Consider the following 25,652-nt stretch of genomic DNA (forward strand, 5'->3'; position numbering starts at 1 on the left):
ATCTCTCCCATATGATCTCCTTTCCTTCAACTATACAATTTATGAAACAAAATATATGGGTCCACAACCTATGCATCATACATCATTCGACACCCCAAGACACATTTCCTTGCTAACCGACACACCACTCTCAAGTGACTAGGTCCTTGTTCCCCTTTTAACCATCAGTCCGGATTGGACTCGCTCGGCATGGTATACTTTTCCCAAAATCCAGTTATAGAAGGAGTCTCCTTTCGTGTTAAAAGAGCGCATTGATTTCTTGTGCAAGAAAAAAGGAATAGCTCGCAAAGAGCTGGTAGAGGGATTAGTGACAACCACCCATTTTGCGAACATCCTTGCCGAGCGTTATCCACTGGCCGAGGACCTTGCCGAGCATCTGGCACAGCGTTTGCAAGTGACCCCCTCCTACTTAGTCAATGCAGCTAATTCCGATAAGGATACACTCGAGACCGCGGAACGCATCTTTGAAGAATTATCCCAATCGGTCTCTCACATCACAGAGGAGCGCATATACGATCTTCCGGATCGACATGACAGTCTTACGGTAGAACTCACAACGGCCTTAATGAAGGCGGTCTATTATCAACAAGTGAACGATGCGGTGTCCCATGAATATCTGCACCAGAATTACCTCAATTTTTATCTGGAAAAATACGGCCGTCCCGATGACGCAGAACTCCCGCTGCCCGCGAAAAAAGCGATGCTGTTCTATAAAATCCAGTTCTATCGATCCAAGAACCGCTATCATGAGGCTTTAAGCCAAGTGAACCGGTTAAGCGAACATGTTCAGATCGGCACCGATTTATGGCTGACCACTCAAAACTTCAAAATGGAGGCCTGTATATTTTTGAAGCAATATGACCAGGCCAAGCAGGTGTTTGAAGGAACGATGAGACAGGTTTATGAAGACCGCTTGTTTCACCGCTTATCCGATCTGTACATCGCGTACAGCGGCTACTGTTATTCCATGGGACTGTATCAGGAGGCGCTGGTTACCCTCTCTATGGCAGAAGCCCATTTGGTCTATGCGGTAAACCAGGGGAACATGGTGTCAACCATCCTGAACAATCGGATTATCATGCTGACGATGCAGGGAGATCATGAAAAAGCGGAAGAAGAAATCAACCGTTTCGAAGGACTACTCGCGCGGGAAGTGGCGGAAGTACGGCAGCAATTCCGTCCAGTCCTATTGATTTACCGGTGTGAATTGACCTTAGCACAAAAGCAATGGGGGCTTTTAACCCAGTATATTCAGGAGCTGAAAGCGATAGAGCTTACAACGGATCAAGAGATGTCGGTTGCCTACTACCAATGTCAGCTAGCCTTGGCACACGGTCATCATGATGAATTTATGGGGCATGCCCTGTCTTGTCTACCATACTACGAATCCAATCATCTTACATTGCGACTTGAATCCTTATATGAAGCATTGGCCGCGGTATCGGAGGAATTAAGGAAATACAAAGAGTCAGCATCTTACTACAAAAAGCTGGTCTATCTGCTTCGAAGTAAATAATTCATGAGCTTAAAAGGTTACAAAAGCATGTTCCACCCGCAAAACTTTTGTTGTTCCCTTCATTTTAATCGCTGTACGACAGGATAAAGAGTGCACAAACCTTTGAATACGGCAAAAGTTTGTGCAGAAGTATCGTGTTGAGTTACTCCTAATGCCGGAAGTTTTGTATCCTTGCCAAACCATTGTCTCCTCAGACCCCCACGGGTAACATGGAATTATAAATAATTCTACTAGTGAGGTGCTAAGCTTATGGGATGGTTTGGAAAAAAGAAAAGTCCGGAGGACGCGCTGGAAAAAGCAGATAAAATGATGAACAAAGGTTTAACCGGCATGATGATGAAAGGTTTTGTTCCGAAAGAGCATCGCAATGCCATCAATCAAAGTTTGGAGCAGGCGAAGCAAGCGCAGATGGCAGCGACCGGAGCCCTGGCATTAACGGCCACCGCTAAAGTACGAACCGTACGGGATACCGGAAAGCTGATCAATTTCGACCCGGTTGTCATCCTGGAATTGGATGTAACCGAGAACGATGGGAGCCAATATACCAAAACGCTGGAGACCCTCGTATCGAAACTACAAATTCCTAGAGCCGGTGATATCATTGGTCTTGCCCAGCATCCGGCCAATTCGTCAGAGCTTGTCTATATGGGACCGATTGGATAAATATAGGCAAAATAAAAAGGACCTCATTCAGGTCCTTTTGTCATGTGCTCATAACTTCCTGCAATTTCTCATTCAACAATTGGAAGGCCTCTTGAATGCTTTCTCTCGGTGTTTTACCGTACCGTTCCCCAATGTGAACTTCCGTAGAACATTGACTTTCCCCTGCTTCGTTCAAATAACTGATCAATCCGATGCCCGTGACACGGAAAACCTCGATAAGAATGAGTTCAAGCTGTTCTTTGTTCAATTCAAAATGGACATGAAACATATTCGATACAGGCACGGCAGGCTTCGTATTCACGCCCTCGCACGAATTAAACAAAGCTGCAAGCTCTTTAGCCTCCTGGTAATATCGGCCCATGTTACCTATTCTTTCGGTGTAATAATAACTTGAACTAATGATATACGGGTAAAGACTGACCAGATCACCGCCATGACGCCTTTTCCATACCTTAGACTTCGCCACGAAATCGGTGCCGCCAGCCAGAATGGCGCCGGCAATCCCACCTATACCTTTATAGAAGGACACATATACACTGTCAAACAGTGCACAGATTTCTGCCGCGGTTTTTTGATAATAAGGGGTGATCTCGAACAATCTTGCCCCGTCCAGATGCAGCTTAATGCCTTGCGAACGGCAATACGCCGATATCGCTTCCAACTCTTCGTATTCGGGCAACTGCCCTCCAATTTCACGCTGCGGCAACTCCAGCAGCAAACATGCAATGTCACGATCCAGGCTCTGCACGTCTTCAAGCGTGATCAAACGCTCTTTATCGGCAAGAAGAATCGGTTCGATATGATGCAGCTCCTTAAGCCCGTCCTCTTCGTGAATCTCCAGATGGCAGAGGGGATGATAGGCCACTCGTTTCAGCTCCGCATCATCACACCAGATCCGCAAAGCAATCTGCTGCGCCATGGTTCCGCTTGGGAAAAAGACAGCTGATTCCTTGCCCAGAACGTCTGCCATGCGCGCCTGAAACTCCTCAATGATGGCCCCTTTGCCGTATGTATCCCCCATCTGCGACCCATCCACATCCCGAAATGCTTCAAGCAGCACCTCGAGATTCCTGCGGCTATGTCCAATCAATGGATAGGCTGTTTCGCCATAAGCTTCACTAATCGATTTACGCTGTTCTCCCATGTCGCATATCACTCCTTCTCTTCAACCGATAATAAGAACAAATCATCACACAAAAAATTTAATTTCCTCACTTATCAAGCATACTAGATAAATGAATAAGTGAGAAATTATTTTCACTTCCACAAAACATTCGGAAAAACTTGACAAAATCAAACGGTAAGATTACATTATATATGAGCATATGCTCATATTATATATAACACAAAATGTTTTATGATCTTTGATTACAATCAACAGATGGATCCGAAGGGAGTTTTCGATTATGCATCATCATAACCACCATCATGGACATGACCACAGCCACCATGATCATGCCCGCTCAGGAAACAAAAAAGGCCTTGCCATTGCCCTCATCATCACAATTGGCATCATGATTCTAGAGTTTGTAGGGGGCTTGCTAACCAACAGTTTAGCTCTGTTATCCGATTCCGGACATATGTTAAGTGATGCCAGCGCATTGCTGCTCAGTCTGGTCGCATTATGGTTTGCTACGAAGCCAGCATCGCCGAATAAAACCTACGGCTTTTACCGTTTTGAAATATTGGCAGCACTATTAAATGGAGTCGCCTTGTTTGTCATCGCCGGTTTTATCGTATGGGAAGCGATTCAGCGCTTTGATAACCCGCCGACCGTCGCCAGCGGAAGCATGATGCTCATTGCGGCCATCGGGCTGTTGGCTAACCTTCTCAGTGCCTGGTTCTTGATGCGGACGGGGGATGTGAAGAACAATGTGAATCTCCGCAGCGCATACCTCCATGTTATCGGTGATGCACTCGGCTCTGTCGGCGCAATCATCGCCGGGATCGTGATGATTGCCTTCGGATGGTATATTGCGGACCCGATCATATCCATCCTGGTGTCGATCTTGATTCTGAAGAGCGCCTGGAGAATCATACAGAATACCGTTCATATTCTGATGGAGGGCGCACCGGAAACGATTAACTCTGAAGAGGTAACGAAGTCCCTCCTGTCTATTCCTGGGATCACCGGCATCCATGATCTTCATATTTGGACGATTACGTCCAATTTCGACTCCTTGAGCTGCCATCTCGTCGCCCAAGATGACGCGAACACTTATGAGATCCTGCAACAAGCGATTGATCTTCTGGACAGTCGATTCCACATCGAACATGCCACGATCCAGATTGAGAATTCCACCATCACCCATCGTGAGCATAAAGTCTAATCTCTTCTCTGCGGTAATCCTTTAGTTCATGAAAAGGGGAAAAAGGGCTGCCGAGGTTTACACTTTTTACAAATTCGGTTGACCTCCATAATGAGAGTATCAAGACATTCTACTGGCGTTACAGCGAAATCTGAATGTCTGATAGGGAGGTTAACATGATCAACGATGTATATACACTGGAAAAGCTGAACGAATACCAGCAAGCAAAATGGGACGAACTTGATCGTCAAGGAAGATTCATTATTCATGACGAGATCGCGTGTGAATCGCAGCATACCTCAACCCATATTCGAATTCTCGATAAACTTCATGGCTTCTTTCGAAAGCGGAGATCCCGAAGAAGCCGTACGAAATCCTTATAAGTAAAAAGAGCAAGCGCGAATAACCGCGCTTGCTCTTTTTATGGGAAGAAATCATTCTCGCCAAATCTGCTTGAAGTCCAGCCATCCCAGATTATTGATGACCACCCCTTTATAAGAAGGATCCAAGCTTGCGTAAAATCTCGTGTGAGTCAAGAATGAAACATGCGCTTCCTCCCGAAGCCTCTCTTCAATATGGGATAAAATACTCAAACGCTCCTCATACCATTCGCTGGCAAGCGCATCATCTATGCATTCTTTCACCCAATGATGCAGCGAAGGATCCATGAACTCTTTAACTACGCTTCCCTTCTGCACGTAGTTCTCGATTAAACATACTTCTTCACCTGGAAGAACAAGGCCGTGCAAGATACAATCCATGCTGTGCATCACGTCCAGTTGGTGCATGGTATCCATCCTCTCCTCTCGGATGATCAATGGAATCCCGATGGAAGCGCATTGATTCTGAACCCATTCGGCGTCTTTAATATGCTTAGCGAGCGTAGCCAACGTAATGGGAGAGCCGTCATAACCCGACTGTTTCAGCAGTGACTTTGCGAGTTCGGGATCATATCGGTCTTTACGATAAGGCGCTTGCTCATCCATGATGAACCCTTTGGCTGGGTAAAGCCGATTGTCACCAAGTTCGCGTATCATCTCCGCACGGTTCAGAATGAGGCTGAATGCCCTGCGAAATTCGATGGACTGATAGGGCCCCGGCTTTTTCATATTCCATGTAATCAACGTCGTGCAGCCTTCGGAGGATTCGATGATATCAACAGCATGCTTCTCACCGTTATGATCGATATGCTCCGGATTCCGCAGCAGCCGCTCCCAACTGACCTCGCAATGCTCCGCATCTTCCGGCATCAAGATAATGTGGATGTTGTCCAAATGCGGCCTCCCATGATAATAATGGGGATTAGCATGAATGGTCAGCCGATCATCGGTCCATTCCTCTACCCGAAAGGGGCCCGTTCCAACAGGTTGCTTCCAGAACTGTTCTTCATGGACGCTTACCAAATGTTTAGGCACGATGGACATGCAAATGGAGCTAAGAAACCGAATGAAAATTCGATTCGGCTTGTTTAGAATAAAACGAACCTCTCGGGGGGACACCACCTCTACCCGCTGCAGTTCACGCACGATCCAAGCATTTCGTTTATCCCGTCCCAGGCGTTCCACCGTGAATTTCACGTCCTCCGCCGACAATTCTTTACCGTCATGGAACCGTATTCCTTTACGCAGATGAAAGGTCCAGATCGTTCCATCCTCATTGCTCTTCCAATAATGCGCGATAACGGGGAGGTATTGATCATTTGCATTATCGTATATCACCAACCGGTCAAATATCTGCTGGATCATGTGAGCTTGAAAACTGTAGTAGCATTCGGCGGGATCCAACGTTTCAATCAGGCGGTAAACCGGAAGCCGCAGAGAATCCATTGCTTCTTCTTCCCCTTCGTTCATCTCCTTGCTAAAGCCAAAATGCCCGTTCATCCATTCCACATAAGAATCATTGGTGTGCATACCCTGACCATAGGTACGCAGCAGTTCGAAGGCTTGCTTATATTCCCCTCTTATCGCGAGCTGCTGCGCTGCCTCCTGTAGCAGATTTGCTTGATCGGCGAGAAAGGTAAGCTTGGAACGGATTCCGCGCCCACGTCCCGCCTTCCATATAATCCAACCCTTCTCTTCCAGTTTGCGTATAACGAGCTTGGCATTCCGCGTTGTGCAATACAGCGTATCGGCAATCTGCTCAAGCGTCACTTCCGTAGCTGTACTCGCTGGAGCGTTAACAGCAAGCTTCTGGTGCAGCATGAAGAATTGTTCGTGCAGCATTGCAATCCGCTCCCCCTGGTAAAATCTATACGCTTTATTCTACTTGGAGATCGTTTCGAGCGCGAGTACCTTTTCGGTAGAAAACCATTATATTCGAAAAATAACAAAGGCATTCATCCTTCACAGGATTGAATGATAAGCTCTACCGCTTCCTTCAGAATCAGTGTAAGCTCCTTGCCCTCGGTCATTTTCTTCAGTCGGACCATGCCCGAAGCCGCTTCATCTTCGCCAATCAGGATGGCATAAGGGATGCTTTCAGCTGAAACGGATGCTAATGTTTTTTTCAATTTGCGTCGGTTGTCCGCCAATCGAGTATGAATCCCGCGATTCCGGAGTGCCGCTGCTGCCGTCAACCCTTCCGGAACGGTTTCTCCTATCGGGATAACCATAACGAGCGGCTTGTTCGTTTCAATCGGACGGTTCCGGATCATCTCCATGATGGATTCCATGCCAAACGAAAGACCCACCGTAGGATATGCAATATCCTCGCGTCCAACGAGCTGCCCGATAATCGCATCATATCTGCCGCCTCCGCCCAAGCTTGAACGGAAATCGTGCGATGCATCAAAAATTTCGTATACGGTTCCCGTGTAGAATGACAAGCCTCTTGATAGAAACGGATCAAATATGCAGATGTCTTGCAACCCGACGCGCTGCAGCATATTTTGCAGGATCTGTACTTCCCGTGCGCCACGCTCGTTGTCCAATTTGTATTTGCTTGTTATCTGCTCAAATGTCGGCTCCTTGAGATCAACAAAATCCAGAATTTGACGACAAATCTCCGGTTCGAGTACCTTGCCCGCAAGTTCTTGCCGAACCCCCTCTTTGCCAATCTTATCGAGCTTATCCAGGGTCAGCATGACGGATGGTTTCATCTCTTCCGGTACGCCCATAGCGCCAAGAACTTCACCCAGAAAGCTTCGATTGTTCCACCGGAGAATGATTGGAATGTCAAGTCTCCGAAACACTTCGGCTGCAAGCTGCATTAGCTCAACTTCCGCTTCTGGTCCCGAGATCCCTACCACATCAACGTCACACTGCAGAAACTCCCGCAATCTGCCGCGTTTCACGGGACCATCCCGGAATACCTTCCCCATCTCATAACGCTTGAATGGCTGGCTGATGGCGGGATTCAGCGCGATCACCTTAGCGAATGGAATCGTCAGATCGTACCGGAGCCCCAGACGTCGCGTGCCTTGATCCGTCAGCTGGTACATTTCCTTCAGAATTTCTTCCCCTCCTGCGTATTTGGAAGACAACAGGTCCGCTTCATTCAGAATGGTTGTCTCCATTTCAGCATAGTCATAGCATTCAAACACTTCACGCAGCGTCGATTGCACCTTTCTTCGGACCGCCTGCTCTTGGCCAAAATAATCATACGTTCCTTTTATATTCTGCATCGCTAACTCATCCTTTCTTTCTAATGAAAATAAAAAACGCGCCGGACCTCATGGTCCCGCGCGCTTGATATGCGGCAGGGAGGCCAACGCGAACAGCGTTAGCCCACCCTGTAGAATGACAGGCGTGCTAACGCTGCTTGTGATGATGAAGTTGATTGAATTTAATGTTTATCATATTAGTATCCCCTTCACCTTTTTTAGCCAGTGATTAAGGGGGATTATAGCGCAATCCATTTATTAATTCAAGGGCAATCCATTCTTAGATGGTGCGCGACCAATGGCGATGCGCCGCGATCGCCTCAATGAAGGCTTCGCCAAACGGCTTCAGATCCACATTCTCCTGAGCAACAACGATCCCTTCGCCGCTGGATGAAGGAAGTAAATTTGCCCCTTCGGCGATGGCTGCGATCGGTTTGAAATGCTGATACGCTTCCTTGACGAAATCCAGCACCTTCTGCTCCGCCAGGAGCTCCGATACACTTAACGCGCCGCCTGCGACAAGCACCGCATCGAACAAGACTGAATCCGCCCCCAGCAGCGAATGGTTCACTTCCAATTCCGCGCCGGCCTTGCCTTGAATTACACCCAGCTTCGCGCTAACCACTTCGGTGATGATGCCGGCTTGCTGCAGCTGCGTAAGCACAAACGGCAGTTCATCCGTGAATCCGTTGCCTGCCAGTACCGCCACTTTACGGGTTAACGGGAGCTGCACGGTATTCATCATGCTCAGTGCCGGAGAAGACTCGCTGGAAGCGGAGCCACTGGTTTGCGGAGGCATGGTTCCAATCCCCTCCGAAATTCGGGTGGCAAGTTCGCTATCAACGTTGGCGAACAGGTCGACGACCTGCTGGCGAATTTCCTTTCGCTGCACTTTACCAAGCTCGAACTGGAATGCGGCTACGATATGCTGCTTCTCGACCTCAGACATGCTGTTCCAGAACAGGGCTGCTTGGCTGAAATGATCCTTAAAGCTGTCACTGCGTGCCTGCACCTTACGTCCTTCCACCTTCTCGGTGTAATGCTCGTAACCGCCGCGCTCCACTGGAACTGGCTTCGGTGTGTTACCGGCAATGCCGTTCTTGTGGTAGCTGACTGGTCCCTTATTAATGGTCATACGGTGCATCCCGTCACGCTGATTGTTATGAACCGGTGCAATCGGGCGGTTGATCGGAATTTCGTGGAAATTGGGTCCACCAAGCCGTGAAAGCTGGGTATCGGTATAAGAGAACAAGCGGCCTTGCAGAAGCGGATCATTGGTAAAATCGATTCCGGGTACGACATGTCCGGGATGGAATGCAACCTGTTCCGTCTCCGCAAAAAAATTATCCGTATTGCGATTGAGCGTCATCTTACCGATGATTTTGACGGGAATGAGTTCTTCGGGCCAAATCTTGGTCGGATCAAGGATGTCAAAACCAAAACTGAATTCCTCATCCTCCCGAATCATTTGAACACCAAACTCAAATTCCGGATAATTCCCTGATTCGATCGCATCCCACAGATCGCGGCGGTTAAAGTCAGGATCCTTGCCTGCCAGCTTCTGCGTTTCATCCCATACGAGGGAATGCGTGCCGAGCACGGGCTTCCAGTGAAATTTCACGAAATGCGCTTGTCCTTCTTCGTTCACGAAACGGAAGGTATGGACGCCGAAGCCCTCCATCATTCGGAAGCTTCGCGGAAGCGAGCGGTCGGACATCGCCCACATAATCATGTGCGCGCTTTCCGAATTGTTTGCGACAAAATCCCAGAACGTATCATGGGCGGATTGCGCCTGCGGAATCTCGTTATGAGGCTCAGGTTTAACAGCGTGAATAAAATCAGGAAACTTCATGGCATCCTGTATGAAAAAAACCGGCATATTGTTGCCAACCAGATCATAATTCCCTTCTTCCGTATAAAACTTGGTTGCGAAACCGCGTACGTCCCTGACAGTGTCCGCTGATCCCCTGGAGCCCGCAACCGTGGAGAATCGGACAAACACCGGGGTGACGACGGAAGGGTCCTGCAGAAATTTGGCTTTTGTATAATCTTTCATGGATTCATATAGCTGAAAATAACCGTGAGCCCCAAAACCGCGGGCATGCACAATCCGTTCCGGAATCCGCTCATGGTCGAAATGCGTCATCTTCTCTCTGAAATGGAAGTCCTCCATCAAGGTCGGACCGCGCTCTCCCGCTTTAAGCGAATGTTCATCCTCAGAGACCTTAAGTCCCTGATTGGTTGTCAGTTCCTTAGCGTCATTGTCTACCGTGAATTGTTCCAGCTGTTGGTCCTTGCTCGTCTTGTTGTAACTGCTGTTAGCATTCGAATTGGCGTTTGAATTGTCCATTTGTCGGAACCTCCTGGTATGTAGGTAGTAGATGAGTGTCTGACGAAGTTGCACTTGGTAATAGATCCGCTTGCGAACCCGAAATGTAATTACCCTGCAAAATGGAATACGAATCCAGCTTCAAACTTCCTTCATGAAAAGCTCATCTAACCGTTCGATTGGGTTTCGCGCCTGCATCTCCTGTCTCCAGCAAAAAACAGCCCCCTCCTAGAGGTGGGCTGCTCTGATTGTAATTCAATGATTGTCCAAACATATGCTGCGATTTTGCACATAACACACCCGCTCCGATATCTCGATGAGACGACGGACCCCTTCTTCCAGCTGAATCTCGCTGATATACGAATAACTCAGCCTGATCCACGAGTCCATCTGATCCAGCGGGTCGCAGATACGCCCCGGCACAAACGCTACCGATTCCGCCAGGCATTGCTGCAGCAACGCATCCACGTTGACGTTTTCCGGCAGCTGTATCCACAAATTCAAACCGCCGCCGGGGCTGTTCCATCGCCATTCTGTAGGCTCAAGCAGCTTCTCCATCCTCTCTTTACGAAGCTCCAGCGCAATCCGCAGCTTGGCCACATGCTCCTGAAGTCTGCTCGAGAAGAAATAGTGCTGGAAAATCTTTTGCGTCAGCAGCGGCGTCCCGTTGTCCGACAACGCCTTGATCGGAAGGATGACATTCATCAGTTCCGGACGGGCAGCCAGCACCGATATCCGCAAGCCGGGGGCCACATATTTGCTGAAGCTTCGAATGTGAATGACATAACCTTCGGTGTCGTAGTAAAAAAAAGGCAGCGGCGGCGGATCTCCAAAATAAATGTCGTGATACACCTCATCCTCCACCAGAATGCACTGATATCGCTCCGCCAGTTCCACCAGCGCCTTGCGCTGTGTGATCGGCACCGTATATCCCGTCGGATTCTGAAACGTTGGGTTCATATAGAACAGCTTCGGTTTCTCCGCTCGCATAAGACCTTCAATTCGTTCAAGGTCGTACCCTTCCGGTGTAATCTCAATTGGAAGCAGTTTGACATTTTGCTGCACAAAAACATCGATCGCCGGACTATACGTCGGCCGTTCGATCAATACACAGTCTCCGCTTTTGACGAGCGAACGCGAGATCAGGTCGATCGCTTGCTGGGATCCCGTTGTAATGAGCAGCTCTTCCGGATGGACCGTTATGCCTTGTTTGTCCATAAAATAGCGAGCCATCTCCTCGCGCAGCTCCAAATCTCCGGATACGGAAGAATACGTGCTTAATACTTTCGGATACATGTCAAACACTTGTTTCACGTGATTGGACAAGAATGCATTTGGCAGCAGCCCAGGATCAATCAGCGCTTCCGACATCTGGTATTCGACCTGATGCCTGTGAATGTCGGACAAGCGGCTGCGATTGACATACACCGATTTGGCCTGATATGCCCATCGCGGGCTGGTTGTAAGGGATTCCGGTAATGTGTCTTCCGTCTTACCCGCTACGAAGTACCCTGATTTATATTTTACTTCCACGATCCCTTCCTCAAGCAGCAGCTGATAAGCCTTCAGCACCGTTAATCGGTGAACGTTCAAACGCTCCGCCATCGCCCTCACGGATGGGATTTTGTCAGTCTCCTTCCACTCTCCCCGAGCTATTCCTTCCAGTATCGTGTCATAGACCGACTGCTGTAATGTTCGCTTACCATGATTCTTGTCGTCCAGCGTTGATAATTCCATCTGCTCCTCCCCAATCCACATAAATCATATCTGTTCTACCTATCGCCAATCTGTTCTATTAACTACCTATTATAGTATAGAAAAAGGAGGATGCTACATGATTATTTTTAACTACTTGCTTATGTGCGCCATTTTCAGTACGACGTTTCTCGCCATCAAGATTGGCGTTGAAGCAGGACTGCCGCCGTTTCTCTCAGCAGGGCTTCGATTTCTTCTGGCGGGCGCCTTCATCTTCCTATGGATGATATGGCAGCGGAAGGCAAAACCGAGCCTTCTCCTGCGAAAGGAATTCCTTCTAATCGGGATGACCAGCACATTCTTGACGTTTGCAACGCTGTATTGGGCCGAGCAGTACGTGTCCTCAGGGATCGCCGCCATCCTATCGGCAACAGGCCCCATGATGATTCTGATGATTCAATCGGTTGTGATGCGGAAAAATGCCCGGCGTAGTGATTATTGGGGATGCGCGGTCGGTTTTGCGGGGGTATGTTTGCTCATTATGCCCGAGCTAGCGATGGGGAGCGATCTCATCTGGATTCTGAGCTGTATCGCAATTCTTATAGGCGAAATCGGTTATAGTGTGGGCTCCCTGGCTACCCGGAAATTGTCCTTTGACATGCCGAATGTCTCACCGATTACGATCAATGCGGTGCAGATGATGTATGGCGGCGCAGCCCTATTGCTGTTATCCCTGTTCAGTGAACAGGTACAATGGAATGGTATTCTAACGTTGCCAGCCATCGGATCTGTCTTGTATTTGACGATGGTTGGCTCGATGCTGGGCCATAGTCTATATGCCTGGCTGCTAAAAGCAACGAATGCCTTTTTCCCGTCCACCTGGCTCTTTGTTTCTCCAATCATCGCGTTGGGGCTGGGCGCATTTCTGTACGACGAAGCAATTTCTTCCTATTCCATCATTGGCAGCATGCTCATCATCGGCGGGATTCTGATCGTGAATCTCCCTGAGCTTCGAGCACGCCGGACCGCGCGCCGTGTGGCTTCAAGCACTTGATATCGAACCTGCAAGGCTCCAAGGATTAACGCAAAAATTAAAACGGCTGCAACTCGTAAACCTCATCACGAGTAGCAGCCGTTATGTTTCATTATTTAAGGTTATGATTCAATACTTAATCCACTTTGGCACGATATGCCTCTGCGGTGAGCAGCTTTCCGAGTGCCTCCTCCAGGTCACCTTCCACCTCAACCTCAATGATCCATCCGCCTTCGTACGGCTCTCCGTTCACAAGCTCCGGCTGATCTTCCAGGGAAGTATTCACTTTCGTGATGGTACCGGATACAGGGGAATACAGTTCCGATACGGTTTTGACCGACTCAATGGTACCGATGCTGTCACCTGCAGCAACGACAGCGCCCGCCTCGGGGAGTTCTACGAATACGATATCGCCCAGCTGGCATTGCGCATGATCAGAAATACCGACGCGCACCACATTTCCATCTACCTTCAACGCCCATTCATGATCGTCGCTGTACACCAAATTCTCTCTGATTTCACTCATTACGGATACTCCTCTTTTCTTAAAGAAATGAAATTAAGGTGAATAAATGAAAAAAAGGACGCGAAAAAAGGCATTCGCCTTCTCTCTGTCCTCGGTACCTGAGAGTTTATGATCGACCGCTTCTTGTTTTCGGTTCGACCTTTCCCCTTGGGTGGCTTGCGCACTCTCCAGAGCTGCGTCAGATGGCGGTTCGTTTACCTGAGAGATTACTCGTCAGCCTGGCAGGCGTAACGGTTTGCTCCTTCGGTGCCGCCAAGGTTTGAACCTTCTCGTGGCGGTCTCTCCCATCCATCATCATCCGCATATTCGGTTGGCTTATTCTCCCACAGAATAAAACAGGGATGCAGTGATGTCAAGATATCTGACAAAAATTTTAAGAATGAAAATATTTTGGTGAAATAAAGGTTGACACTTTATGGAGAGGCACGTTTATAATAATCACAAGAACGTAGAATGATCTGACAACTCAATAATTTTCACGCGGATGATGGTAGCGGGAGAGATTACCGACAAGATTGACAGGTAGCGCCGAAGGAGTAAGCCGTAACACGGTGAATCTCTCAGGCAAAAGGACCTTTACCGGACGCACCTCTGGAGAGAATTCTGAATGTAGAATCACCCACGGGGAAACTCACACACGCTTGACATTATACTTACATGACATGTGGGGTAACTCTCAGGTACAAAGGACAGAGCAGAAGGATTACGCAACGAGCGGGCTTTTTTTAGCACGGCTTGTTATCCTTCTGTCTGTCCTTTTTTGGTGTTTCCCCCAATTGATCATGCCAATTAGAAGAGGTGAAGAGATGAGTTCATTACAACGTACACCGCTTTACCCGCTTTATTCCGATTTTCCTTCTGCCCGCTGCATCGACTTCGGCGGCTGGGAACTGCCCGTGCAATTTTCTGGCATTGTTCAAGAGCATGAAGCCGTACGCAAGCACGCCGGCCTGTTCGACGTCTCCCATATGGGTGAATTTATCGTCACCGGACAAGACGCTGAAGCTTTTATCCAGAAGATGACCACAAATGATGTAACCCGCATATCAATTGGCCAGGCCCAATACACGTTAATGTGTTACGACAACGGCGGTACGGTAGATGACCTGCTTGTGTATAAACTGTCGGCAGATCGATTCATGCTGGTTGTAAACGCATCCAACATCGACAAAGACCTCCAGTGGCTTCAAGATCATCTTGCAGGTGATGTCACCATCCGTAATGTGTCCGCTGAGACGGCTCTCATTGCGCTTCAGGGACCTGCCGCCGTGAACATCATGTCACAGGTAACCAATGAGGCGCCAAGCGAACTCCCTTCCTTCCATTTTATTCAGAACGCACAGGTATGCGGCTGCACCGCCCTGCTCTCCCGCACCGGTTATACCGGAGAAGACGGCTTTGAAATCTATTGCTCCGCTGGGGATGCTCCCACAATTTGGAGAGAACTATTAGCTGCCGGAGAACCACATGGTCTTGTTCCAACCGGACTCGGCGCCCGCGATACACTCCGTTTCGAGGCGAAATTACCCTTGTACGGCCAAGAGCTCTCAAACACGATCTCTCCGCTTGAAGCCAGTCTCGGTTTCTTCGTGAAGCTGGACAGCGGCGATTTCATCGGTCGGGAAGCGCTTCAACAGCAGAAGCAAGACGGTGTACCGCGTAAGCTGGTCGGCATTGAACTCATCGATCGCGGAATTCCGCGATCCCACTATCCTGTATACAACAATGAAGGAGAACCCATCGGTGAAGTGACCAGCGGTACCCAATCCCCTTCACTCAAGCGAAATCTCGGATTAGCCCTGATCGAAACCTCATATACGGGTCTCGATACCGAGGTATGGGTCGAGATCCGCGGTAAGAAGTTAAAAGCCAAAGTGGTAAAGACACCATTCTACAAAAGAGGAGCTACCTTAACATGAAGCATCGTTACTTGCCTATGACGGATCAGGATCAAGCCGATATGCTTGCTGCGGTCGGCGCGGAAACGATCGAAGATCTGTTTGCCGATATCCCCCAAGCGGTCCGTTACAACGGCGTTCTCCCCATGTCAAAACGGCTGGGTGAGCCTGAGCTTCTCAAGCATATGCGCCGCCTGTCAGACCGCAATGCCGATTTCGACCGTTATACAAGCTTTCTGGGGGCTGGTTTGTACGACCACCACATTCCTGTCGTACTCAATCATGTGATCTCCCGCTCTGAATTCTACACCGCGTATACACCGTACCAACCGGAGATCAGCCAAGGCGAGCTGCAAGCGATTTTTGAATTTCAATCCTATATCTGTGAATTGACCGGCATGAAAGTTGCCAATGCCAGCATGTATGACGGTTCCACGGCACTTGCCGAGGCTGCGGCGCTCGCCAGCGGGGCAACCAAACGGAAGAAAATCGTCATTTCGCGTGCTGTCCATCCCGAAGCCCGTGAAATCGTTCTGACTTCGGCCCGCGGACTCGATCTGGACGTCGTGGAAGTCGGCATCGTCAATGGCGTTACCGACCAGGATGCACTCGCTGCTGCCATAACGGATGATACCGCCGCCGTGCTCCTGCAATCACCGAATTTCTTCGGCTGCATCGAAGATGTGAAATCAATCGAGCCGCTGGTTCATGAGAAAAAAGCACTGCTTGTGCTGAGCGTAAACCCGCTGTCCCTTGGTTTACTGGAATCCCCTGGCGTGCTTGGAGCCGACATCGTTGTCGGCGATGCCCAGCCGCTTGGCATTCCGGCATCTCTCGGCGGACCGACCTGCGGATTCTTCGCGGTATCCGAACCGCTGATGCGCCGCATTCCTGGTCGTATCGTGGGTCAAACCGTCGATCAGGACGGCAAACGCGGATTTGTACTGACACTGCAGGCGCGGGAACAACATATTCGCCGTGAAAAGGCAACGTCGAACATCTGCTCGAACCAGGCGCTGCTCGCGCTGTGTGCGTCCGTATATATGTCTACCCTAGGTAAAGCCGGCATGCAGGAAGCAGCGCTGCTGAATGTGCGCAAATCCCATTACGCTGCCGACCGTGTCGCAAACGGCTCCCTCTCCCTCCCGTTCAGCTCGCCGTTCTTTAATGAATTTGTGGTGAAACTGCCCGAAGGAACGAATGTGAAGCAGGTCAACTCGAAGCTTCTGGGTGCAGGTTATATCGGAGGTTATGATCTTGGCGCTGTGTACCCTGAGCTTCAAGGATGCATGCTGATCGCCGTGACCGAACGGCGGACGAAGGAAGAAATCGACCAATTTATTGGTGAATTGGAGGCGATCGTATGAAACCGGAAAAAGCCTTGATATTTGAACTCAGCAAGCCCGGCCGTGTCGCCTATTCCCTGCCCGAATGCGACGTTCCGGAAACCGACGCCGCATCCTTGATTCCGGAAAGCCTGCTTCGCAGCAAACCGGCGGAACTGCCTGAGGTCTATGAAGTTGATGTCATTCGTCACTATACCGAGCTGTCGAGACGGAACTTTGGTATCGATAACGGCTTCTATCCGCTCGGCTCATGCACAATGAAATACAACCCGAAGATCAACGAGGATGTTGCCCGTTTTGCTGGCTTTGCCAAGATTCATCCGTACCAGCCTGAAGAAAGCATTCAAGGCGCTCTGGAGCTGCTCTATACCCTGCAGAATGATCTCGCAGCACTGACCGGCATGGATCAAGTAACACTTCAGCCCGCTGCGGGAGCCCATGGGGAATGGACAGGGCTGATGCTGATTCGTGCTTACCATGAAAGCCGTGGCGAGAAGCGCACCAAGGTCATTGTTCCCGACTCCTCGCACGGTACCAACCCTGCCAGTGCAACGGTAGCCGGTTACGACACGATTACAATTAAGTCCAATGAGCGCGGCATGGTGGATCTCGATGCCCTTCGCGCAGTTGTCGGTGACGATACGGCGGCTTTAATGCTGACAAACCCTAGCACACTGGGGCTGTTCGAAGAGCAAATCGTGGAAATTGCGGAAATCGTGCATGAAGCCGGTGGCCTGCTATACTATGACGGAGCCAATTCCAACGCCATCATGGGCATTACCCGCCCCGGCGACATGGGCTTCGACGTAGTCCATCTCAACCTGCACAAAACGATGAGCACGCCGCATGGCGGCGGCGGTCCCGGTGCAGGCCCAGTTGGCGTGAAGAGCCTGTTGATCCCGTTCCTGCCAAAACCGATCGTGTCCAAACGCGAGGACGGCACCTTCTATTGGGATTACGACCGTCCACAGTCGATCGGCCGCGTGAAGGCGTTCTATGGCAACTTTGGCATCCTGGTCCGGGCCTACACGTATATTCGCACCTATGGACCGGAAGGACTGCGCCGCGTCTCGGAGCTCGCCGTGCTGAATGCCAATTACATGATGCATCGTCTGGCTCCATACTACGAAGTAGCCTACCCAGGGCTGTGCAAGCATGAATTTGTGCTGTCCGGCAAAAAACTGAAGGAGTTCGGCGTACGCACCCTCGATGTTGCCAAGCGGCTGCTCGATTTTGGATATCATCCGCCAACCATCTACTTCCCGCTCAACGTAGAGGAATGCATCATGATTGAGCCGACCGAGACCGAGAGCAAAGAAACGCTGGACGGTTTCATCCACACGATGATCCAGATTGCCAAAGAAGCCGAAACCACGCCGGAGGTTGTCATAGGCGCCCCTTATACCACGGTCGTGAAGCGACTCGACGAAACGACGGCAGCACGTAAACCGGTTCTGAACTGCACCTGCGGTTAATATTGAGTTAATCTATACTCCTTAAGAAAGGGTGTCCCCTCGCCGTAGGATCGGCGGTAAGAGACACCCTTTTTTGTGCTGGACAATATAGAGATTTAGTCACCTGTTTAATGACTATTTCAGCAGCAGCCAACTTCCCCTCATACGATGGGACTAACTCCCCGGATAAAATTGGGGGGCATTCCCATTCCAGCCCAATAAACCTACGGTCATTCCACAAACTATCCATGCTATCCATTAGCAGAGTCCCTTCCGCCTCCTTCTTGTTCTCTATTAGAAAGCCCAAATATATGATATAAAGTATATAATTATATACGGCTTACTTCTACCAAGCTGACCAAAGACGAAAGATGCGGTGATCGAATGAGTAACCCGATACATGGCCTGGACGCAAACCAATATCTTGAGCGTATTGGATACACGGGCCCGATTGTAAACAGCGCTTATATGCTCGCCAGATTGCAGGAACAGCATGTGCATACCGTACCCTATGAAAATCTCGATATCCTTGATCGAATTCCACTTTCCCTGGATATCCCCGATCTTTACGATAAAATCGTAACCCGGCATCGCGGCGGCTACTGCTTCGAGCTCAATGCGCTATTTGGCTGGCTGCTGCAGGAACTGGGATTTAAGGTCACTCATTATTTCGGACGCTTCTGGCGTGATGAAACCGATACGCCTGCTAAGCGTCGGCATCATATTCTGCAGGTGGATATCGAAGAACAGCGATATATTGTCGACGTCGGTGTCGGAGGAGCCGGACCGCGCCACCCTCTGGAATTGGTTGATGGCCTTGTGCAGACTCAGGGGAACGAGACCTACCGGCTCGTCCAAACCGAAGCGTATGGCTGGATGCTCGAAGAGTGGAAAAAAGAAGCCTGGGATCCCGTCTTCTCCTTTACGGAGGAACCTAACTTACCGAGAGATTTCATCACCACTTCATTCTGGTGCGAGTATGCCCCCGATTCACCCTTTAATAAAACGGCTCGGGTATCCATACGTACAGCGGAAGGCAGAAATACTGTGGATGATGACGAATTCAGAATTTACAAGGCCGGCGGCGTCCACACCTTTAAACCGGGCAATGCACAGGAATATGCCGAAGCGCTCTATACATATTTCGGCATCCCTATCCATAAATAAGAATAAACCGGGCTTTCCCATGCAGGGAGCCCGGTTTTATTATTAATATTCGATTTTGCGCTCAGCAGAGCTCCACGCTTGAAATGGCAGTAAATAATCCTCTGTTTGAACCTGCTTCATAGGGATGGAGCGCTGGTCCAATGGCATCGCAATTTCATCGTATATAAAATGATCATCGAATCCGATCTCAGCCGCATCCTTCTTCGTGCTTGCATAATAAACGGCATCGGGCCTGGACCAGTAGATGGCCCCCAGACACATCGGACAAGGCTCGCAGCTGGTATAAATCGTACAGCCTTTTAATTGGAAATCCTCCAGGTGCAGACATGCTTCCCTTATGGCTTGCACCTCGGCATGAGCCGTCGGGTCGTTCAGCGCGGTAACCAGATTCCGGCCCTTGCCAATCACTTGACCCTCCTTCACCACAATCGCTCCAAAAGGACCACCCTCCACAAGTTGAACGTTTCGATGGGCCTCTGCAATCGCTTGACGCATCCAGTACTCATGTTGATGTTCACTCACAGTGTACAGCTCCCTTCCCATGTTCATTCTGATCCCGGTGTGCGTATTCATCATCCATGACAATCTCCTGGGACAGCTAATTATCATCATAGCATATCTTCCATCGATCTCCTCAATTTTTCCAATCCAATGGAGAAAAAACAGATTGACGAATCGTATACAAATGTATACAATCACTTTAAATGGTATACAAACGTATACGTTATTATCGTTGAGGAGGTTGATATTATGCGCCAAGAGGAACAGGATACATCGAGTCAAGAACGGTCGGAGCCTCGGGACCGGGATAACCATCGGCACGGCGGGAGACACGGAAGACGGCGTGAGGAAGGCTGCGGCGGCAGGGAAGGCGGCAAGATGGCGCAGACGTTCCGCCGGGGGCGCGCGCTTTCTTTTCTCGACAATTTGGTTGTGAAACGAGAGACCTTGAAGAAGCAAGTCAATGACCCAGACTTTGAAGCCATCAGAGAAGTGGTCAGCGGAGAGTTGAAAGCAGTGGACCAGATTATTCAGGAGTACATTCAAGCTTTTGAGCTGTATGATACGAAACCATCGCAAGACAGCCCCTAATGGCTGTCCGCTAATCTTAACCCAATAACCCTGACAGAGGTAGAACCTGGAGTGTGATAATTCTTGATCAGAAAGTTTTTTTCGTACTATCGGCCGTACAAGGGATTGTTTATTTTGGATTTTACATGTGCCGTTATTGCCGGACTGCTGGAGCTTGCTTTCCCGCTTGCCGTCAGCAAATTCATTGACGATCTGCTGCCAAGCCAGGATTGGCCGCTTATCCTGATTGCCTGCATCGTCCTTCTCTCCATCTATGCGCTGAATACCGCGCTGCAGTACATCGTAACTTACTGGGGGCATATGCTCGGCATTAATATTGAGACAGATATGCGAGAGAAAATGTTCTCCCACATTCAGAAGTTATCCTTCCGTTTCTTTGATAATAACAAAACTGGACATCTTATGGGGCGCATCACGAATGATCTTAATGATGTCGGAGAAGTAGCCCACCATGGACCGGAAGATGTGTTCATCGCTGTTATGACGCTGCTCGGTTCCTTCTCCTTAATGGCTTACATCAACCTGGAGCTAGCTTTGCTCACCTTTATCATCGTGCCGCTGATGGCATGGCTGATCATTAAATTCGGCAGCAGAATGACCACGACCTATCGTCAACTGTTCCGTAATGTAGGGAATTTCAATGCCCGCATCGAAGACAATGTTGGCGGTATCCGTGTGGTCCAATCGTTTGCAAACGAAGAGCATGAGAATAAATTGTTTCAGGAAGAGAACAAGCAATTCCGGGCCACCAAACTGCTCGCTTATAAAACGATGGCAAAAAGCTCATCCATCAGCTACATGCTGATGCGTTTGATCACGGTATTTGTCATGATCTGCGGCGCGTGGTTCTTCATTCAAGGCAAAATTGAAATGGGTGAATTCATGGCCTTCCTGCTGCTCTCCAACATCTTCTTCCGTCCGATCGAGAAGATCAATGCCGTCATTGAGAGCTATCCCAAAGGCATTGCCGGCTTTAAACGCTACCTGGAGATTATGGATACCGATCCAGAGATCGCCGACGTGCCTGACGCCGTATCCCTGTCCTCCGTGCGAGGAGATATCCGCTTTGAAGGCGTTACCTTCGGATACGAACCTTCCCGGACGATACTGAATAACATACATCTCACGATCCGTGCTGGAGAAACGGTCGCGTTTGTCGGACCGTCCGGTGCGGGAAAGACAACCATCTGCAGCCTTCTCCCCCGCTTCTATGATGTGGATCAAGGCAAGATCACAGTGGATGGAATCGATATCCGGAATATCAAATTGCAAAACCTCCGCAAGTATATCGGCATCGTGCAGCAGGATGTGTTCCTGTTCTCCGGTACGATTCGCGACAACATCGCTTATGGCGATTTACATGCAACGGACCAGCAAATCTGGGAAGCCGCACGGCGTGCTTCGCTGGATGAACTGATACGAAGCTTGCCGGACGGTATGGAAACGGTGATCGGGGAACGTGGGGTTAAGCTGTCTGGCGGTCAGAAGCAGCGCTTGTCCATCGCGAGAATGTTCCTCAAGAACCCGCCAATCCTGATCCTGGACGAGGCCACGTCGGCACTCGACACAGAGACGGAAGCGCAAATCCAGAAGTCCCTGGCTGAGCTGTCCGTCGGCAGAACAACGCTGGTAATCGCTCACCGACTGACCACCATTCAGAGCGCAGACCGAATTATCGTCGTCAATTCCGATGGTATTGCCGAGCAGGGAACGCACCAGGAATTGATTCATTCCGGTGGTGTGTACAGCAGACTTCATCAAGCTCACTAACGAAGCCAACGATCCAATGTTATACATGGATATTAAACTGAAAGTCATGAAATTCCGCAACAAATATGTAAAAGGATGACTCCGCACGGAAGGGAGTCATCCTTTTTTTCGAGACGGCTTAAGAATCTAATCCTTATGACAAGCTGTCATGATATCACGCAAGAGAACTTTGGCCGCATTGTCCTTGGATAAAAAAGTTGCCACGCGGAAACATTAATGGCGTACTACAATGACATCGTTTCAGGAGGCGCTTTATGTTTTATATCTACTGTGTCGGTCTACTTTTTGGCGGGCTGTCGATCATCAACCTTGTCTTCTCGTACCAAACCAAGCATATCCAGCATTTGTTCTGGCCAACGCTGCAGTTTCAGTTATTCATGCTTCCTCTGTTTCTCATTGCTAACATGTGCATCGGATACGGAATCCGTTATGGATATAAAGCCACCGAACAGTTAGGCTATACGTTGATCTTCTCCAAATGCCTGGAAATCCTGATTTCGTTAGGAGTGGCTTACTTGTTCCTGAAGGAAGTTCCAACATGGAAAAATTGGGCCGGCATCGGGATCATTGCGCTGGGCATATTCCTTGTTAAACAGAAATGAACGCGTACACTCCTTGGACGTCTCTCTCGCTCGCTTAAAGTCATCCTTTGAGTTATCTTAGCGGATAAATAGACGCGGGCGTGACCGTTACCTCTTCCCCATCCACCCTTGTTCAAAGGCATAACGGGTCAGCTGTACCCGATTTTCCAAATGGAGCTTTTGTAAAATGTTCTTCAGATGGTTCTTGACCGTATTCTCGGATATACACAAGGCAGCCGAAATATCGCGGTTGGACAACCCCTCGGCTACGAGTCCCAAAATTTCTTTTTCCCGCGCCGTTAATGGACTATTGCTTAGATTCGGCTTGTCATGCTGCGAAAACTCCTTCAGGATACGAAAAGCAAGTTCCCTGCTCACCGGTGCTTCGTCCACGGCAATGGCTTTGAGGTACTCGTGCCATGATTCGGGATTCAGATTCTTCAGCAGATAGCCTTGCGCTCCACGTTTCAGGGCGTCAAACAAATGAGCGATATCGTCGGATACCGTAACCATGACAATTTTAACGTAAGGGAATTTGTCCTTCACTCGCTTGGTCGCTTCCAATCCGTCCATCCCAGGCATCTGAATATCCATCAGGATAATATCAGGCATCCATATTTCGGTCAGTTCCAGCGCTTCCTCTCCGCTTTTTCCTTCAGCCACAACCTCAAAGGTCGGGTCGCTGCTTAGAATGGTGCGAATTCCTTCTCTCGCAAGATCGCTGTCATCGATGATTAACACGCGAAAAGGCTGCTCGTTCATGCGGTATTCTCCTTCCGAATGCTGATTATCGTCTTGTTGTTATGTCTTTCTACCATGAACTTCCAGCCCATGGCCTCGGCCCGGTCCTTCATGATTTTGATTCCATACCGGTTGCTGCCGAGCGGCTTGTCCAACTCAAAACCTTTGCCATCATCGCTGACGGAGCAGTGCCAGCTTGAATCAACCGCTGTCGCAGTTATCTTCACATGGTTCGCTTCGGCATGCTTATGAATATTCAACAAGGATTCCCTGATCGAAGCCAGCAGTTCCACCTTTTCTTTGGCGGACAGCATGGCATCCGGGATTTCCCAATGAACGTCGAAATGCAGATTGGTCTCCTGCTTGATTTCCTCAATTAAGCTGTTCATGCTATGCATCCACGGAATGGCTTGCGGATCTGCCGGATATCGGAGATTAGCAATGGCTTCTCTAACGTAGGTATTGGTTCGGTGGACACTTTCCTTAATTTCCTGGTATGGAATGTCTCCGGTTACTCCCGATTTCTCAATTCGATCAATTTGTGCGTTCAGCAAGAATAAGGATTGGGCGATTCCGTCATGAAGCTCCCGGCCAATCTTCTCCCGTTCATGCATGGCCGCTTGCAATGCCCTAGATTGGTTCAGTTCCTCCTGATTGCGTTCAATCAATGCGAACAATTGAGTAAGAAACAGTATGGAAACCAAGAACACGATAACAGGTGCCAGCAGGTTGCCAAGATCCATCGATATATAAGGCAGCAGGAACTCATGCCGAACATACTCCCAAATGCCAATCGTCAACGTAGGAATGATCAGAATCAACCATTTCATTTGTTTATAGGACATACCTTTCCTCCTATTTCAATCTAAAACTTGAATGTACCGCCTCTTTACCTATCATGTTACCACTAGATATCCCTTCATTGTAATCAAATTTGGCCATGAACGGAATGACTCTAAAGAGCTACTAACCTTACCAAGTTTCACCCGTACTGTAATAACCTATTTACAATTCAAGTATAAATCGCGTATAAAGAGTAAAAGATATCCATTCATTCCATTTCCGATGAAGGGAGCTGCAGTTAGATGAAGCAAAAAATTGCAGTGATCATTGTACACGGATTGGGAACACAAAAGAAAGACTATGCGGATAAATTTATGAAAAAATTGAGAGAAACCTTCTCTCAAACCTCCGGTATTCCGCATGAGCAACTGGCCATGGAGGCTGTGCATTGGGCCGATGTATTCGCGGCACGCGAGTCTGAGTTAATCAACAGCAGCATTAAACCTTACCGTTTACGTTATCAGCACCTTCGGCAGTACGTGATCCACAATCTGGCGGATGCCGTGGCTTATCAGCCCGTAGAATCCGAAGATCAGAACTATGAGGCCGTTCATCGGACGATCAGTGAGGCGCTCCACCGACTTGCCTTCTCTGCCGGCCCCGAGGCTCCATTATGCGTGATCTCTCATAGCCTGGGATCTGTAATCGCCAGCAATTTCTTCTATGATTTGCAATTTTCCTCCCGCGGGCATCGTCTGGTCGTTGACCCGAAAGCTCCGCTGGAGCGCGGAGAACTCCTGACCTTATTCTATACGCTGGGAACCACCTTGCCATTGTGGAGCATGCGGTACCGCGATTTTGACAAGCCGATCAACGTCCCTTCCGGGCATCTGAAGCACTATCATGATCAACTGCTGGGGGAATGGGTCAATTTCTATGATAAAGACGATATCCTTGCTTATCCCCTTAAGAGTATAAATGAAGCATATGACCGCACGGTACGAAACGATGTATCCGTTAACGTGGGAAACTGGTTGACCTGCTGGAATCCCCTGTCCCACAGCGGTTATTTCTACAGCAAACCGATTCTGGAGTATATTGCTTCAAATTTGGAAGCTACCTGGCGGAGCGTCAACCAAGTAAAATAA

The 25,652-nt window shown here is 49.2% G+C and carries 22 protein-coding genes and 2 riboswitches; of the genes, 13 read left to right on the top strand and 9 right to left on the bottom strand.

The annotated features are described in order from the left end of the window. The first annotated feature begins 235 nt into the window (after nt 1-235). The gene (locus NYE54_RS19435) at nt 236-1,516 is read left to right on the top strand and encodes an XRE family transcriptional regulator (RefSeq protein WP_339265491.1); all 1,281 of its coding nucleotides are present in this window, start codon (nt 236-238) and stop codon (nt 1,514-1,516) included. Between the two features lie 249 nt (nt 1,517-1,765). Then, a complete protein-coding gene (locus NYE54_RS19440) occupies nt 1,766-2,179 on the top strand; it encodes a hypothetical protein (RefSeq protein ID WP_339265493.1) in 414 nt (137 codons plus the stop codon). A 40-nt stretch (nt 2,180-2,219) separates the two neighbouring features. On the opposite strand, the gene NYE54_RS19445 is transcribed toward NYE54_RS19440, so the two are convergent. Next, nucleotides 2,220-3,323, bottom strand: coding sequence for a beta-eliminating lyase-related protein (locus NYE54_RS19445; protein ID WP_339265495.1), 1,104 nt, complete (start codon nt 3,321-3,323; stop codon nt 2,220-2,222). Nucleotides 3,324-3,585: 262 nt separating this feature from the next. Between NYE54_RS19445 and NYE54_RS19450 the strand changes: the two genes are divergently transcribed. Both NYE54_RS19450 and NYE54_RS19455 read left to right on the top strand, forming a co-directional pair. Continuing rightward, nucleotides 3,586-4,509 carry a cation diffusion facilitator family transporter gene (locus NYE54_RS19450; protein WP_339265497.1) on the top strand — a complete coding sequence of 308 codons (924 nt, stop codon included), beginning with the start codon at nt 3,586-3,588 and terminating at the stop codon, nt 4,507-4,509. A 155-nt stretch (nt 4,510-4,664) separates the two neighbouring features. After that, a complete protein-coding gene (locus tag NYE54_RS19455) occupies nt 4,665-4,871 on the top strand; it encodes a hypothetical protein (protein WP_076321717.1) in 207 nt (68 codons plus the stop codon). A 51-nt stretch (nt 4,872-4,922) separates the two neighbouring features. Here the strand turns inward: NYE54_RS19455 and NYE54_RS19460 are convergent, their stop codons facing one another. From NYE54_RS19460 to NYE54_RS19475, 4 genes are all read right to left on the bottom strand, one after another. Further along, a complete protein-coding gene (locus NYE54_RS19460; protein ID WP_339265499.1) occupies nt 4,923-6,710 on the bottom strand; it encodes an ABC transporter substrate-binding protein in 1,788 nt (595 codons plus the stop codon). Nucleotides 6,711-6,823: 113 nt separating this feature from the next. Next, nucleotides 6,824-8,110, bottom strand: a complete 1,287-nt coding sequence (locus NYE54_RS19465) for a histidine--tRNA ligase (protein WP_339265500.1) — start codon at nt 8,108-8,110, stop codon at nt 6,824-6,826. Nucleotides 8,111-8,369: 259 nt separating this feature from the next. Then, nucleotides 8,370-10,439: a catalase gene (locus NYE54_RS19470; protein ID WP_339265502.1), complete on the bottom strand. Its 2,070-nt coding sequence runs from the start codon at nt 10,437-10,439 to the stop codon at nt 8,370-8,372. Between the two features lie 234 nt (nt 10,440-10,673). After that, a complete protein-coding gene (locus NYE54_RS19475; RefSeq protein ID WP_339265504.1) occupies nt 10,674-12,155 on the bottom strand; it encodes a PLP-dependent aminotransferase family protein in 1,482 nt (493 codons plus the stop codon). A 97-nt stretch (nt 12,156-12,252) separates the two neighbouring features. Here NYE54_RS19475 and NYE54_RS19480 point away from each other — a divergent pair, with 97 nt between their 5' ends. Beyond that, nucleotides 12,253-13,167: an EamA family transporter gene (locus NYE54_RS19480; protein ID WP_339265506.1), complete on the top strand. Its 915-nt coding sequence runs from the start codon at nt 12,253-12,255 to the stop codon at nt 13,165-13,167. A gap of 115 nt (nt 13,168-13,282) precedes the next feature. Here the strand turns inward: NYE54_RS19480 and gcvH are convergent, their stop codons facing one another. Then, nucleotides 13,283-13,672 (bottom strand): glycine cleavage system protein GcvH, encoded by a 390-nt coding sequence (gene gcvH, locus NYE54_RS19485; RefSeq protein WP_076321723.1) that lies wholly within the window; start codon nt 13,670-13,672, stop codon nt 13,283-13,285. 176 nt (nt 13,673-13,848) lie between these two features. Continuing rightward, nucleotides 13,849-13,970, bottom strand: a riboswitch (glycine riboswitch). Between the two features lie 186 nt (nt 13,971-14,156). After that, a riboswitch (glycine riboswitch) is annotated at nt 14,157-14,258 on the top strand. 220 nt (nt 14,259-14,478) lie between these two features. On the opposite strand from gcvH, the gene gcvT reads away from it, so the two are divergent. The 4 genes from gcvT (at nt 14,479) to NYE54_RS19505 (ending at nt 19,537) form a co-directional block, all read left to right on the top strand. Then, complete coding sequence (gene gcvT / locus NYE54_RS19490) at nt 14,479-15,591, top strand: glycine cleavage system aminomethyltransferase GcvT (protein WP_339265508.1); 1,113 nt, start codon at nt 14,479-14,481, stop codon at nt 15,589-15,591. After that, nucleotides 15,588-16,937, top strand: coding sequence for an aminomethyl-transferring glycine dehydrogenase subunit GcvPA (gcvPA, locus tag NYE54_RS19495; protein ID WP_339265510.1), 1,350 nt, complete (start codon nt 15,588-15,590; stop codon nt 16,935-16,937). The genes gcvT and gcvPA overlap by 4 nt, the downstream gene beginning before the upstream one ends. Then, complete coding sequence (gene gcvPB, locus NYE54_RS19500) at nt 16,934-18,391, top strand: aminomethyl-transferring glycine dehydrogenase subunit GcvPB (RefSeq protein WP_339265512.1); 1,458 nt, start codon at nt 16,934-16,936, stop codon at nt 18,389-18,391. Before gcvPA ends, gcvPB begins: the two co-directional genes overlap by 4 nt. 363 nt (nt 18,392-18,754) lie before the next feature. Beyond that, on the top strand, nt 18,755-19,537 hold the full coding sequence (locus tag NYE54_RS19505; protein WP_339265514.1) for an arylamine N-acetyltransferase: 783 nt from the start codon (nt 18,755-18,757) through the stop codon (nt 19,535-19,537). 42 nt (nt 19,538-19,579) lie between these two features. On the opposite strand, the gene NYE54_RS19510 is transcribed toward NYE54_RS19505, so the two are convergent. Beyond that, entirely contained in the window at nt 19,580-20,059 is a 480-nt protein-coding gene (locus NYE54_RS19510) for a nucleoside deaminase (RefSeq protein ID WP_339265516.1), read from the bottom strand. A 228-nt stretch (nt 20,060-20,287) separates the two neighbouring features. Between NYE54_RS19510 and NYE54_RS19515 the strand changes: the two genes are divergently transcribed. The 3 genes from NYE54_RS19515 to NYE54_RS19525 all read left to right on the top strand — a co-directional run bounded on the left by NYE54_RS19515 (nt 20,288) and on the right by NYE54_RS19525 (nt 23,001). Further along, nucleotides 20,288-20,629, top strand: a complete 342-nt coding sequence (locus tag NYE54_RS19515) for a hypothetical protein (RefSeq protein WP_339265518.1) — start codon at nt 20,288-20,290, stop codon at nt 20,627-20,629. Between the two features lie 63 nt (nt 20,630-20,692). Then, nucleotides 20,693-22,399 (top strand): ABC transporter ATP-binding protein, encoded by a 1,707-nt coding sequence (locus NYE54_RS19520; protein WP_339265520.1) that lies wholly within the window; start codon nt 20,693-20,695, stop codon nt 22,397-22,399. A 254-nt stretch (nt 22,400-22,653) separates the two neighbouring features. Next, nucleotides 22,654-23,001, top strand: a complete 348-nt coding sequence (locus NYE54_RS19525) for a hypothetical protein (RefSeq protein WP_339265521.1) — start codon at nt 22,654-22,656, stop codon at nt 22,999-23,001. An 87-nt stretch (nt 23,002-23,088) separates the two neighbouring features. Here the strand turns inward: NYE54_RS19525 and NYE54_RS19530 are convergent, their stop codons facing one another. Together NYE54_RS19530 and NYE54_RS19535 are read right to left on the bottom strand one after the other, a co-directional pair. Beyond that, entirely contained in the window at nt 23,089-23,742 is a 654-nt protein-coding gene (locus NYE54_RS19530) for a response regulator transcription factor (RefSeq protein ID WP_339265522.1), read from the bottom strand. Then, complete coding sequence (locus NYE54_RS19535; protein ID WP_339265524.1) at nt 23,739-24,566, bottom strand: histidine kinase; 828 nt, start codon at nt 24,564-24,566, stop codon at nt 23,739-23,741. The genes NYE54_RS19530 and NYE54_RS19535 overlap by 4 nt, the downstream gene beginning before the upstream one ends. Nucleotides 24,567-24,806: 240 nt before the next feature. On the opposite strand from NYE54_RS19535, the gene NYE54_RS19540 reads away from it, so the two are divergent. Continuing rightward, on the top strand, nt 24,807-25,652 hold the full coding sequence (locus NYE54_RS19540; RefSeq protein ID WP_339265526.1) for a chemotaxis protein: 846 nt from the start codon (nt 24,807-24,809) through the stop codon (nt 25,650-25,652).

The sequence above is a fragment of the Paenibacillus sp. FSL K6-1330 genome, from assembly GCF_037976825.1.
Taxonomy (GTDB): domain Bacteria; phylum Bacillota; class Bacilli; order Paenibacillales; family Paenibacillaceae; genus Paenibacillus_AQ.